Source organism: Terasakiella brassicae (assembly GCF_014641495.1).
Taxonomy (GTDB): Bacteria; Pseudomonadota; Alphaproteobacteria; order Rhodospirillales; family Terasakiellaceae; genus Terasakiella; species Terasakiella brassicae.
The window spans coordinates 222336-236088 of the sequence record NZ_BMHV01000002.1 but is presented as its reverse complement, the minus strand read 5'-3'; the positions used below and the strand labels follow the sequence as shown (position 1 = coordinate 236088).

Sequence of the window (13753 nt, the reverse complement as noted above, 5' to 3'; positions counted from 1 at the left end):
CGCTCAAAGTCGTGCTATCAACAAAATACAGTCCTGTTGGTAAGGCTGTTTTCGATTTGAGAAACGCACAAAAAGCAGGAAATACACGCCCCTGAATTTCCACAAAACGATTATATGCGAGAAGGTTAGGGAAATAACTGGATAATTGCCGATGAACGCAATCAAGATAAAAATTCTTGAAATCACGATAATGACTGAGATGAAACAAGATCAGAATAGTCATGATCTCACTGGCATTCATGCGGCTGGCTCGTAGACGTTTACTTCCTTCTTCTTTAGGAAGGAGACCGCGTTCAAAAGCAGGAAAGAAACGCTTGCAGAAATCGTCGATCTCACAGAAAATCTCTTCGATGGGAACCATGGATACCTCCATTGTAGGCCGTTTTTGTAGCTATAAATAGCCTACTCCCATCACCTTATACTTGTGAATCAATAACTTAATAAATCCCTTATCCCGTATCCGCGTTAAATTACGTTTTTGGTTCTAATGTAACCGGTGACAGCTACCTATTTCCCCGTTTCTAGTCCTTTAACGCACTGTTACATTCGGCGTAAAGATATAGCCGGCGCCATAGACGGTTTTGATCATGGTGGGGTCTTTGGGGTCGGTTTCGATTTTTTGGCGCAGGTGGCCGATATGAACATCGATGGAGCGATCAAAGGGGGACGATTCCCGTCCACGGGCCAAATCCAGCAATTGATCACGGCTCAGCACCCGGTTGGGGTGGCTGGCGAGGGCGCAGAGCAGGTCAAACTGCGCTGCCGTCAAAGGTGACTCGTCGCCTTGCGGATCAATCAGTTTACGTGCCATACGGTCCAGCACCCAGCCGGCAAAACGCATTTCAGAGATATCTTCACCTTTCGGCGTGGATTGCGCGTTGCCTTTGGCCCGGCGCAGGACGCTGCGCACGCGTGCGCGCAGTTCGCGTGGTTCAAACGGTTTGGAAATGTAATCGTCAGCGCCCAGTTCCAGACCGATGACCATATCGGCGGTTTCGCCCATTCCGGTCAGAATAATAACGGGAATATGGTTTTGTTGACGGATTTCACGCAGCAGATCAAGACCGTCTTCGCCCTGTAACATCAGATCAAGAACAACCATATCCACATCGCCCTTGGCGATTTTTTCCTTCATTTCCTGCCCGCTGGAGGCAGAAGAGGCACGAAAGCCGACACCGGTTAAACAGCGTTCAACCAGCGAGCAAATATGCGGTTCATCATCAACAACCAGAATATGGCCCGTATCTGTCATTTCTTCCCTGACTTTATTATTGCATTTTTATAGGTTGGCGGGATTTTAACCGATGTTGTCCCCCCTGCAAAGCTCAAAAAAACGAGAGGACTCAGTCGTTTCGGTCCAATGCCTTGCGAACCCGTGTGGCGATTTCCTGACGTTCGAACGGTTTGGCGATCAAGTCCAGTTCATCCTGAATAAGACCGGTTTGATCCATGACCTTATCGGGATAGCCCGACATAAACAACAAAGGCAGGTCTGCAATTAACGTGCGTGCCTGTGTGGCAAGTTCAATACCGTTTATACCGCCGGGCATTTCGATATCTGAAAACAACAGATCAAATTCCGGGTCGCGTTCCAGAATGCTCAGAGCCTCGCCCCCATCGCTGGCGGCAACCACATCGTAACCGAGACGGCGCAGGCTGTTGGTGGCAAATCCGCGCACGCCGGGATCATCTTCGACCAACAGGATACGTTCTGTTCCCTTGGGCAGGTTGGTGGCGCGCTGGGCGATGGGTTCATATTCCCCGACTTTGGTGCTGCGCGGCAAGACAAGGCGGAAGGTTGTGCCTTCGCCCGGTGTGCTTTCGACCTGTAACTGACCGTTGGATTGACGCACAAACCCGTAAATGGTGGAAAGGCCGAGACCGCTGTTCGGTCCTTTTTCTTTTGTGGTGAAAAAGGGCTCGTAAATGCGTTCGATAATTTCAGGTGACATGCCGGAACCGTTATCGCGCACTGAAATCACCACATAATCGCCCGGTGTCAGATCGACACTGCGATCGGAAAAGACATTTTTCAAGGTGACGTTTTCCGCATAAATCCCCAATTTACCGGCACCGTTCATGGCATCACGCGCGTTGATGGCGAGATTGAGGATTGCGTTTTCCAATTGGTAGGGATCGATCAGGACGGGCCAGATATTCTGGTTGATATGCATATGTGTGTCGATCTGGGAACCCACGGCACGCGCAACCAGTTCTTTCATGCCGTTGATCAGCTCTCCCGTGTTGCTGATGCGGGGTTTTAAAGGTTGGCGCCGGGCAAAGGCCAAAAGCTGTTTGACCAGGTCGGCGCCGCGCCGTGCGGCATCCAAAGCAGGTGACACAAGGTCCATCGTTTCGGAATTTTCTTCTTCTTCTTCTTCCAAAACGGACAGGTTGCCGACGATGATGGTCAACAGGTTGTTGAAATCATGGGACAGGCCGCCGGTTAATTGACCGATGGCTTCCATTTTTTGGGCTTGGCGGTATTTGAATTCGGCGGTGCGCACATCGGTGACGTCCTGACCGAGAACGAAATAGCCATGAACTTGATTGTCATCGGTCATATGCGGGATGAAAGAGACCAGAACATGCAGTTCTTTATTTTCAGCAACATTCAGCACAAATTCACGAGAGGCGCGTTCCCCGCGCAAGGCCGCCCGAATGCAAGGCAGATGTTCGCGATATACTTTTATGCCTAAAACTTCTTGCGCGGTGCGCCCGACGATTTGGGCCGGGGTGCGTCCGAACCATTCCTGATATTGGCGGTTGGCGAAGGAATAGGTCAAATCCCGGTTAACATAACCGATCAAGGCCGGAACCGTATCGGCGATCAGGCGAATTTGTTCTTCGGAAATTTTTAAGGCATCCAAGGCGTTTTTAAGTTCAGCCGTGCGTTTTTGAACACGCGCTTCCAATTCGTCATTGGCTTGACGCAAGGCCCGTTCGGCCATCTTACGTTCGGTGATGTCTTTGTAAACGGTGACGAAGCCGCCGCCGGGAATGGGGTTACCGCGTACTTCAAGGATCATGCCGTTGGGGCGTTCCCGTTCCATTGTATGGGGCAGGAACTTACGGGCTTCTGCGACTTTATCTTCGATGATATCTTTAACGGGAAATTGACCATATTCACCGCGCTCGGCATTATATCGGATGAAATCTTCAAACGGTGCACCGTAGTATGCGAATCCCTCCATCGGGAAATCGGTCAGTTCAAAAAACTTGGAATTCCAGGCAACCAGCTTTAAATCCGCGTCATAAATAGAAAAACCATCATCGAGATGCTCAAGCCCGGTTTGGACAAACGCCCATTGTTGCGCATCTAAAGAGGGCGCTTCCAATTTATTAAGCAGCTGTTTATTAACGATTTTATTCGCTTTCGCCATAATCATATCCGTTTTTAACTTATATTTAGGCTAGCGAAAAGAGGATTTGATGGGGCGAACTTTACATTCCTTTACAATGTTTATCCGCTTCTTGAATGTCTCTGCATTGACCCTTCACAGTTTTCAGGTAGCCTCTACACAGTCGAATAAGACGTTTACGTGAACGTTGCGCTTTTTGTTTCGCTGGAAACTAATTTGGTGATATCAAATAAGGCGCTGTAAATAAGCAAGAAAGAACGGCCTTCTCAAAAATAAGGGGCCGATGTGACGGGGAGAAAATACATGACAGGGCAAACCACGCCCATATTGGAAGTCGACGACATTTCCTTGCGTTTCGGCGGTGTCCGTGCGCTCAGCAATGTCAGTTTCAATGTGAACAAAGGTGAGCTGTTTTCCATCATCGGTCCGAACGGAGCGGGGAAAACATCGTTATTGAACTGTGTTTCCGGGCGGTATTCACCGCAGGAAGGGTCTATTAAATTTAAAGGCCAGGAAGTCACCAAGATGACCCCGAACCACCGTGCCGAACTGGGTATGGGGCGGACATTCCAGAACCTTGCGCTGTTTGCGCATATGTCTGTTCTGGATAACATCATGGTTGGTCGTCATCACCTGATGAAAAACAATTTCCTGTCCGGTGGTATATACTGGTTTGGTGGCGCGCAAAAAGAAGAATTGATCCATCGCCGCGAAGCTGAAGATATTATCGACTTTTTGGAAATCTCCCATATTCGTAAATCCGTTGCCGGTACATTGTCATACGGTCTGCGCAAACGTGTTGAGTTGGCGCGTGCCGTTGCTTTGCGTCCTGACCTGATTTTGCTGGACGAACCGATGGCCGGGATGAACCTGGAAGAGAAAGAGGATATGGCGCGCTATATCGTTGATCTCAACGAGGAATGGGGCATGACCGTTATTATGATCGAACACGATATGGGCGTTGTTATGGATATTTCCGAACGCGTCATGGTGTTGGATTTCGGTAAGAATATCGCCGAAGGTCTGCCGCATGAAATTATGAGCAACGATTACGTTAAGCGTGCTTACCTCGGTGAAGAAGACGACGCTGACGAAAATGCATCCGATGAGGTGGCATAAGATGAGCGAACAGTATTGCGACATCAAAACGCATAATACTTTCCCCAAGATTTTGCGTTACAATGCACAGAACTGGCCGAATGAAATCGCCATGCGCGAAAAAGAATTCGGTATCTGGAATGAATACACATGGGCAGATTATCAGGAAGAAGTGAAGCTTCTGGCTGTTGGTATGCATGTACTGGGTTGCGGCAAGGGCGATACGGTCGGCCTGCTGGGTAAAAACCGTCCCGAATGGGTGTGGGGTGAGGTTGCTGCACAGGCAATCGGGTCCATGTCGATGGGGATTTATGAAGATTCATTGGGACCGGAAGCGTCCTATTTGATCAACTACGCTGAAACAAAAATCGTCATCGCCGAAGACGAGGAACAAGTCGATAAACTGCTGGAACTGGAAGACGTCACTTCCATCAAGCATATCGTTTATTGCGATCCACGCGGCATGCGTAAGTACGATGATCCGCGTTTGATTGATCAGGAAAAACTCAAAGAAATTGCAACGGATGCCTTGAAAAAGAATCCCAAGCTTTATGACGAACTGGTCGACCAGGGCAAAGATGACGATGTTGCCATTTTATGTACAACGTCCGGGACGACATCCAGTCCGAAACTGACCATGTTGCAGTCCGGTCCGTTTTTGGATCATTCGCTGGCTTATTTGCGTGCCGATGGGCGTATGCCGGGCGATAATTATGTGTCGGTTCTGCCGTTACCGTGGATTATGGAACAGGTTTATGTGGTTTCTCAGGCCTTGATTGCCCGCGTGATCGTAAACTTTGTGGAAGAACCGGAAACCATGATGGCCGATCTGCGTGAAATCGGACCGAGCTTCGTTTTGCTGGCTCCGCGTGTTTGGGAAAATATTGCGGCTGATGTGCGTGCCCGTATGATGGATTCCACCAAGTTTAAACAGAAAATGTTTGAATGGGGGATGAAGCTGGGGATAGAAGCACTGGATCAGGGCCGTCGTTCCAAGTTGGCTGATTTTATCTTGTTCCGTGCGTTGCGTGACCGTCTTGGTTTCACCAACTTACGTTCTGCGGCAACCGGCGGTGCGGCGATGGGGCCGGATACGTTCCGTTTCTTCCTCGCAATGGGTGTGCCGTTGAAACAGTTGTACGGTCAAACAGAAATGGCGGGTGCTTATACCATCCACCGGGGCGATGACATTGATTTCGATTCGGTCGGTTTCCCGTTTGATAATGCCGAAATCAAAATCATCAACCCGGATGAAGAAGGTGTGGGCGAAATTGTTTCGCGCAACTCCGGTATGTTCCTCGGTTACTACAAAAACGAAGAAGCAACCAAGGAAGACGTTCGTGACGGTTGGATGCATACTGGCGATGCCGGTTACTTCAAGAAAGAAAACGGTCATTTGGTTGTGATCGACCGGATCAAGGATTTGGCGGAAACGTCAACCGGGATTCGTTTCTCCCCACAATTTATCGAGAATAAACTCAAGTTCTCTCCGTTTGTGGCGGAAGCCGTTATTTTGGGTAAAGACCGTCCGTATCTGTCGGCTATGATCTGTATCCGTTTCTCCATTGTTTCCAAATGGGCGGAACAAAATCAGATTACCTTTACCAACTATACAAACCTTTCTTCATTGCCGCCGATTTATCAGGCCGTGAAAAAAGAGATTGAAAGAGTCAATGAGACGCTGCCCGAAGCGCAGCAAATCAAAAAATTCGTTCTGCTTTACAAAGAGTTGGATGCCGATGACGGCGAACTGACCCGTACCCGCAAGGTACGCCGTAAAGTGGTTGCAGAAAAGTACGCAGATATTATCGATGCGATTTATGAAGATAAGCCGGAAGTGCATATCGACACGATGATCCAGTTCCAAGATGGATCCAAATCACGCATCGTCACCGACCTGGTTGTGGAAACAATGGACGGTGCATCAATTCAAACAAATAAAGCTGCGGCTGAATAAGGGAGGACGATAAATGAACTGGGATCTGCTTATCCAGCTGCTTATGAACGGGCTGATCATCGGCTGTTTATACGGCGTGGTCGCGATGTGCTTCGTTCTAATCTATAAATCGACACAAATTGTAAACTTTGCCCAAGGGGAATTTCTTCTGATCGGGGCGTGGGTCTGCTGGTGGTTCTTGACCACTTGGGAACTGCCGTTCATCGTGGGCTTCCTCTTTACATTGGGCTTTATGACCGTATTCGGGATTGCCTTGCAGGTGATTGTCCTGCGCCCGATGATTGGCGAGCCGATTATTTCCGTCATCATGGTGACCATCGGTCTGAGCCTGTTTTTCCAGGCCAGCATGAAATGGATGTTTGGTGTAAACGTTCAGCCGTTCCCACGTGTATTTGATACGCAAACGGTTGAGTTCCTCGGCTTCCAGGTGCAAACGGCCTATATCATGAGCCTTGTGATATCGCTGTTTATCATGGTCGGTTTTGCATGGTTCTTTAAAACATCCAAACACGGTCTTGCCATGCGTGCGACAGCGTTTGACCAACAGGTTGCTCAATCTTTGGGTATTTCGGTTAAAAACGTATTTGCGATGGCATGGGCAATTTCTGCGGTTGTTTCTGCGGTTGCCGGTGTGGTTATCGGGATTGTAAACGGGGTGTCCGACACCTTGGCCTTCATCGGGATTAAAGTATTCCCGGCGGTAATCCTTGGCGGTCTTGACTCCATCATCGGGGCAATCGTCGGCGGGATTATTATCGGTCTGTTAGAAAACTTTGCAGAATTTACCGATAGTCAATGGTTCCATGTGGGTAACCTGTACACGATCGCGCCGTTCTATGTATTGGTCATTATCCTGATGATTAAACCGTACGGCTTGTTTGGCACAAAAGATATTGAGCGAGTGTAATTAGATGGCTGGTTATAATATGATGCGTTGCGGGGAATTCCGCACGACTTACGAGAAAGACACAACCATCTTTCCGACCCCTATGTCCAAGAAGTTTGCTCTTCTAGGTGTGTTACTGTGCGTTGTTGCGCCGTTGCAATTTGGTGAATTTTCACTGGTAAGCCCGACAATCCTGACCTTGATGATCCAAATTGGATATTTGTCGATCGGGGCTTTGGGGCTGAACATTCTGGTGGGCTTTACCGGTCAAATTTCATTGGGCCATGCCGCATTCTTCGGGTTCGGTGCATTTGCTTCGGCTTGGATGAACAATGATTTCTCTATTCCGGTCTTTTTCTCCATTCCGTTGGCGGGTGTGCTGACAATGGCAATCGGGATGTTGTTCGGGATGCCGGCGGCGCGTATTAAAGGTCTGTACCTTGCGATTGCGACTTTGGCATCTCAGTTCATTCTGGAAGATTTCTTTGCCCGTGCCGATTGGTTCACAGGGGGGTCTGCTGGTGCTTTGGCAAATCCTTTCGAACTGTTTGGTTTTCAGTTGTCCGGGGACCGTAGTTATTATTACGTCGTTCTGTTCTATATGATTGCCATGTACATTCTGGCAGCAAACCTGATGCGTTCGCGTGATGGCCGTGCCTTTGTTGCGGTGCGTGACCACTACTTGTCTGCAGAAGTCATGGGCATTAACCTGACATGGTACCGTGTCTTGTCCTTTGGTATTTCTTCTTTCTATGCCGGGATCGCAGGCGCTTTGTTCGCGCATTATCTGCAATATGTATCTGTAGAAAGTTTCAACCTGTTTCTTTCCATCCAATTTATCGGCATGATCATTATTGGGGGATTGGGCAGTGTGATGGGTTCCCTGATGGGAACAGCCTTCATGGTCTTATTGCCTGAAGTTATGCAAGGGGCGGCGGGTATGATTACCTCCACCGACTGGGGTAACATTCCGGCAATTACCGAAGGTATTAACTTTATGAAAGAGATGGTCATCGGTTTGGCAATCGTCCTGTTCCTTATCTTTGAACCGGACGGATTGGCACACCGCTGGCGGATGATTAAAGCTTATTGGAAGCTTTATCCCTTCTCTTACTAAGCTCGATAACGAGAAATCGTTACGTGAATACTGTGGGGCGATAAAAGCAAGACCAAACGCCCCGGATCACCTCTTCAGGAAGGTTAACTTAATAAAGGGAGACGCATTTCATGCGCAAATTACTTTCAGGCCTGTTGGCCACAACAACGGCGGTTGCTTTTGCCGGTTCTGCACTGGCAGCTGACAAAGTTTTGATTGCCAACTTGGCTGACTTGACAGGTCCGACCGCTTCTGTTTCCAAGCCGTTTACACAAGGCAAACAGGATGCGGCAGCATACTTGAACAAACACGGCGGTATTGCCGGTATGGAAATTGATCTGGACACAGTCGATTATGCCTACGCTGCACCGCGTGCGATTGCCCAGTACAAATCATGGAAATCAGCAGGCGTTAAGGTTATCCAAGGTTGGGGAACTGCGGATACCGAAGCTTTGGTTGGTTTCGTAAGCCGTGACAAAATCCCTTACTACTCTGCGTCTTATTCTGCTCACCTGCAGGATCCGACAGGTAAATCCGAGCATGTGAAAAAAGGTGCACCTTATAACTTCTTTGCCGGTCCGTCTTATTCTGACGGTGCGCGCGCTGTAATTCAGTGGGCGGCAGCTGATGCCAAAGAAAAAGGCATTGCCAAGCCGAAGTTCGTTTACATGGGCGACAACCACCCTTATCCGAACGCTGCGAAAAAAGCGGCGAAAGGCTATGCAGAAGAACTTGGTTTCGAAGTTGGCAACGACATTATTTATTCAATGAAACCGGGTGATTTCAAAGCACAATGCCTGACATTGAAAGAGTCTGGTGCAAACTACGCTTACCTTGCAAACACAGGCGGCTCTGGTATTGCGCTTTTGAAAGCGTGTAAATCTGTCGGTGCTGGCGTTCAGTTTGTAACCAACGTGTGGGGTATGGACGAAAACGTAATGAAAGCGGCTGGTGCTGCAGCAGACGGCGTTGTCTTCCCGATGGGTGCAGCAGCTTATGGTGCGGATGTTCCGGGCATGAAACTGGTGAAAGAAATCAACGCAGCCGGTTCAAATGAAGAACACCACCCCGTACACTATATGCGTGGCGTTTGTTCCTTCTTCTACATGAAAGAAGCAATGGAATGGGCTGCCAAAAATGGTGGCATCACCGGCGACAACATCAAAAAAGGCATGTACCAGACAGCAAACTGGGTACCGGCTGGTCTTGAAGGCGTTTGCCCGGCAGGCACGTGGACAGCGGAAGACCACCGTGGTCACATGGATGTTTATGTCTACCAAGCCAACGTAAAAGGTGAAGTTGACCCGAGCAAGTCTGTTCCCGAACTGTTGAAAGACGGCACAATCGGCATGACAAAATTGTTCGATGCGAAATTGGAGCGTAAGCCCGAGTGGCTTGGCCTCTAAGGTTTACCTTCCTGAGGTGTTGGAGTGTCCCCGGACAGGACGATTTGTCCGGGGCCTCCGATACCCTCAAAAATTTAAATTTATTGATTTATCCATTTTATAAAAACAAATCGCTCGAATTTTTCGCGGGCAAGCAGGGAAAAAGGAAAAAACGATGGCAGAGGCAGCTATAGCAAATGACAATGCAGACCTGATGCTGAGTGTAAACAACATCGAAGTTGTTTATAACGAGGTTATTCTGGTTCTGCGTGGTGTCTCTCTGGATGTACCAAAAGGTGCACTGGTGACTTTGTTGGGGCCAAACGGTGCGGGCAAATCAACCACATTGAAAGCGATTTCCGGTCTTTTGGGAACCGAAGACGGCGAAGTGACCCGTGGCGAAGTCATTTACAATGGGAAGAACGTTGCCAACGGCAGCCCGGATCAGATTGTGCGTGACGGGATCTTTCAGGTTATGGAAGGCCGCCGGATTATTGAAGATATGACGGTCATTGAAAACCTGCGTCTGGGTGCCTATACCCGAAAAGACAGTAATGCCGAGATCAAGGCCGATATTGAAAAAGTTTTCCATTATTTCCCGCGTTTGAAAGAACGGACCGGTCTGGCAGGTTATCTGTCGGGCGGGGAACAGCAAATGTTGGCAATTGGCCGTGCGATTATGTCCAAGCCTGATATGATTTTGCTGGATGAACCGAGCATGGGTCTGTCGCCTTTGCTGGTGAAAGAAGTGTTTGAAATTATCCGCACTTTGAACAAAGAACTGGGCATTACCATGTTGCTGGTGGAACAGAACGCCAATATGGCCCTGAAGCACTGTGATTACGGGTATATTATGGAATCCGGAAAAGTCGTTCTGGATGGCACGCGCGAAGAACTGCTCAGCAACGAAGATGTCAAAGAATTCTATCTCGGTGGTGGCGGTGAAGAACGCAAATCCTTCAAGAACCTGAAATCCTACAAACGTCGTAAGCGTTGGCTGTAAATCAGACTCAGCACTCAGGCCAAAAAAGATAACTACAGGGTAAAACCATGAGCGACCAACACTATTACGACGAACTGGAAACACGCGATCAGGCGCAGCGCGAAAAGGAACAGTTCGCCCAGCTTTCCACACAGCTTACTCATGCGAAAGCCAATGCCTCGTTTTTTACGGATCTTCTAAAAGACATTGATCCGCAATCTATCAATCGCGATGTACTGGCGGGTATTGCGGTAACACGTAAATCTGATCTTGTCACGAAACAACGTGAATTGCCGCCGTTTGGGGGAATGACGGCGCAAGGAACGGGTCTGATTGGCCGTTTGTTTCAATCACCGGGGCCGATTTATGACCCGGAAGGGCGCCAGCCGGATTATTGGCGCACGGCGCGCGCGTTTCATGCCGCCGGATTTCGTGAAGGTGATGTGGTTTTAAATACGTTATCTTACCATATGACGCCGGGTGGTTTTATTGTGGAAGGCGGGGCACGTGCCTTGGGCTGTGCTGTTATTCCTGCCGGGCCGGGCAATACGGAACAACAGCTTGAAATCCTGCGTGACTTAAAACCGAATGGGTACTGCGGCACACCGTCTTTCCTGCGTATTTTGCTGGAAAAATGTGATGGTGCGGGGATTGATACCAGCTTTATGAACAAGGCCTTGGTGACAGGCGAAGCCTTGCCGCCATCGGTGCGTGATTGGTTTGAAGGACGCGGTATCAAGGTTGGTCAGGTTTATGCAACGGCAGATATTGGCGCGATTGCCTATGAATCACCGGCACGTGAGGGGCTGATTGTGGATGAAGGCGTTTTGGTTGAAATCGTGCGTCCCGGTACCAACGATCCGGTTGCAGAAGGTGAAGTGGGGGAAGTGGTGGTCACAAACCTGACGTCACAAGCCTATCCGTTGATCCGTTTCGGCACAGGTGATTTATCGGCTGTTCTGGCAGGCGAAAGCCCGTGCGGACGTAAAAACATGCGCATTAAAGGCTGGATGGGTCGTGCTGATCAAACCACCAAGGTCAAAGGCATGTTTGTCCATCCGGGCCAAGTCAATCAGGTGGTGAAAAGTTTTGCTGAAATTCAAAAAGGCCGTCTGGTTGTGACAAATGCAGACAACCGCGATGCCATGACCCTGCAATGCGAAGTGGAAAACGGTACGGATGATTTGGCAAAAGCCATTGGCGAGACGGTGCAAACAATTTGTAAATTGCGCGGCGGTATTGAATTTGTTGCCCCGGGCAGCTTGGCCAATGATGGTAAGGTTATCGACGATATCCGGACCTATGAATAAACAAATCTGATGCATTAAACAAAAGCCCCTGAGGATATTTTCAGGGGCTTTTGTTTATGGACTATCCCTTAGGATTTTTTCTTCCAATGAGTTGCGTATAAATCGAAGCGGCGATCTTTCAGGTTCTGGACAGTTCCGCTATGGCGGGCTTGGCGTAAATCTTCCAGTCTGAGGTCGGCAAATGCGACCATTTCCACATTTGGTGTGGTATCGGCGGCAATCCCGTCACGATCAAAGGGGAAATCACAGGGGGTTAAAATGCTGCTTTGGGCATATTGGATATCCATATTGGCCACGTTGGGTAGGTTGCCGACATTTCCGGCCATAGCCACAAAACACTGGTTTTCAACAGCACGCGCTTGTGAACAATAACGTACCCGCATATAGCTTTGGCGTTCGTCCGTACAAAACGGCACAAACAAAATTTCGGCCCCCTGATCCACCAGATGACGGGCGAGTTCTGGAAATTCGCTGTCATAGCAAATGAGAACGCCGATCGGGCCGCAATCAGTCATAATGGTTTGCAGCTCGTTCCCGCCTTCGATATTCCACCAATAACGCTCATTGGGCGTGGGATGGATTTTGGCCTGTTGATGAATGGACCCATCGCGCAGACAGACATAACAGATATTAAGGATATTGCCGTCTTCGTCCCGGGTGGGGTGTGATCCGCCAATAATGTTAATATTGTAGGAAACGGCGAGTTCGGAAAGTAGTTTCTTCAGCGGTTCTGTATATTTGGTCAGTGTTTCAATGGCGTTGGACGCCGGAATTTCCTGATTTTCAATCGACAGCAATTGCAGGGTGAACAGTTCGGGAAAAAGGACAAAGTCCGCCTTGTAATCGGCAACCACATCGACGAAATATTCGACTTGCGTGGCAAATTCTTCAAAAGATGTCAGTTTGCGTTGCTGGTATTGCACGATCGAGACCCGAACCGTTTTAATCGTGCGTCCGCGTTGTTGATCGGTTTCGCGAATGGGATCATCAACATATTTGATATTGCGCCAAACCATATGGGCGGCATAGCCCATCGATTCATGGTCTGTGGGAAAATATTTGGGCAAAACACCGATGGGTTCAAAGCCATTGCGCAGCTGAAACCCCAGTACAGGGTCGCGCAATTTTTTGGATTGAACCAGTTCAATATAAGCTTCTGCACTGCCGACTTTTTTCCAACGTTTGGCAAGGTTGGGCAGACGTCCGCCAAAGACAATGCCTTTCAGGCTGAGGTTCAGGCACAGGTTCTTCCGTTCATTATACAAGCGTTGTCCGATGCGATTGCCGTGCATATCGGGATCGACCAAAATTTCAATGCCATAAAGCCAATCACCCTTTGGATCGTGGCGCGAAGCATAGCCGTTTCCTGTGATGCTTTCCCAGTCGTGTTTGGAAAAAGCCAGATTTTCAGGCAGGCGGCAAGTGGCACAAAAACCCACAATGTCGTTTTCAAACAAAACAACGAACTGGCCTTCCGGGAATTTCTGAATCTGGGCTTTAATCTCTGCGGCGGAGTAAGCCGGGATATCGGGATAGACTTTTTTACACAGTTTTTGAATGCGTTTGATATCGCTGTGTTGTGTATTGCGCACAATCAGTTTGGGTTGGCTTTCTTGGTTTTTTTTGGTCGCAACCATGATCGGTTCCTCATAAGGCAGTGTATTTGAAAGGAGTATG

Annotated in this window: 10 protein-coding genes and 1 pseudogene; 7 read left to right on the top strand and 4 right to left on the bottom strand. The window is 48.9% G+C overall.

From position 1 onward, the window contains the following. The 3 genes and pseudogenes from IEW74_RS02335 to IEW74_RS02325 all read right to left on the bottom strand — a co-directional run. A pseudogene (locus IEW74_RS02335) lies at positions 1-361 on the bottom strand (IS982 family transposase); the annotation flags it as partial. A 168-nt stretch (positions 362-529) separates the two neighbouring features. Next, complete coding sequence (locus tag IEW74_RS02330) at positions 530-1252, bottom strand: response regulator (protein WP_188660927.1); 723 nt, start codon at positions 1250-1252, stop codon at positions 530-532. A 91-nt stretch (positions 1253-1343) separates the two neighbouring features. Further along, on the bottom strand, positions 1344-3383 hold the full coding sequence (locus tag IEW74_RS02325) for a PAS-domain containing protein (RefSeq protein ID WP_188660925.1): 2040 nt from the start codon (positions 3381-3383) through the stop codon (positions 1344-1346). 282 nt (positions 3384-3665) lie between these two features. On the opposite strand from IEW74_RS02325, the gene IEW74_RS02320 reads away from it, so the two are divergent. The 7 genes from IEW74_RS02320 (at position 3666) to IEW74_RS02290 (ending at position 12076) form a co-directional block, all read left to right on the top strand. Next, positions 3666-4481 (top strand): ABC transporter ATP-binding protein, encoded by an 816-nt coding sequence (locus IEW74_RS02320; RefSeq protein WP_188660922.1) that lies wholly within the window; start codon positions 3666-3668, stop codon positions 4479-4481. A gap of 1 nt (position 4482) precedes the next feature. After that, positions 4483-6417 carry a long-chain fatty acid--CoA ligase gene (locus IEW74_RS02315; protein WP_188660919.1) on the top strand — a complete coding sequence of 645 codons (1935 nt, stop codon included), beginning with the start codon at positions 4483-4485 and terminating at the stop codon, positions 6415-6417. 13 nt (positions 6418-6430) lie between these two features. After that, positions 6431-7324: a branched-chain amino acid ABC transporter permease gene (locus IEW74_RS02310; protein WP_188660916.1), complete on the top strand. Its 894-nt coding sequence runs from the start codon at positions 6431-6433 to the stop codon at positions 7322-7324. A gap of 4 nt (positions 7325-7328) precedes the next feature. Then, entirely contained in the window at positions 7329-8420 is a 1092-nt protein-coding gene (locus IEW74_RS02305) for a branched-chain amino acid ABC transporter permease (protein ID WP_188660912.1), read from the top strand. Positions 8421-8530: 110 nt separating this feature from the next. Then, on the top strand, positions 8531-9805 hold the full coding sequence (locus IEW74_RS02300; protein ID WP_188660909.1) for an ABC transporter substrate-binding protein: 1275 nt from the start codon (positions 8531-8533) through the stop codon (positions 9803-9805). 154 nt (positions 9806-9959) lie between these two features. Further along, on the top strand, positions 9960-10787 hold the full coding sequence (locus IEW74_RS02295; RefSeq protein ID WP_188660906.1) for an ABC transporter ATP-binding protein: 828 nt from the start codon (positions 9960-9962) through the stop codon (positions 10785-10787). Positions 10788-10834: 47 nt separating this feature from the next. After that, a complete protein-coding gene (locus tag IEW74_RS02290) occupies positions 10835-12076 on the top strand; it encodes a phenylacetate--CoA ligase family protein (protein ID WP_188660903.1) in 1242 nt (413 codons plus the stop codon). 68 nt (positions 12077-12144) lie between these two features. Here the strand turns inward: IEW74_RS02290 and IEW74_RS02285 are convergent, their stop codons facing one another. After that, positions 12145-13713: a carbon-nitrogen hydrolase family protein gene (locus IEW74_RS02285; RefSeq protein WP_188660900.1), complete on the bottom strand. Its 1569-nt coding sequence runs from the start codon at positions 13711-13713 to the stop codon at positions 12145-12147. Positions 13714-13753 lie beyond the last annotated feature (40 nt).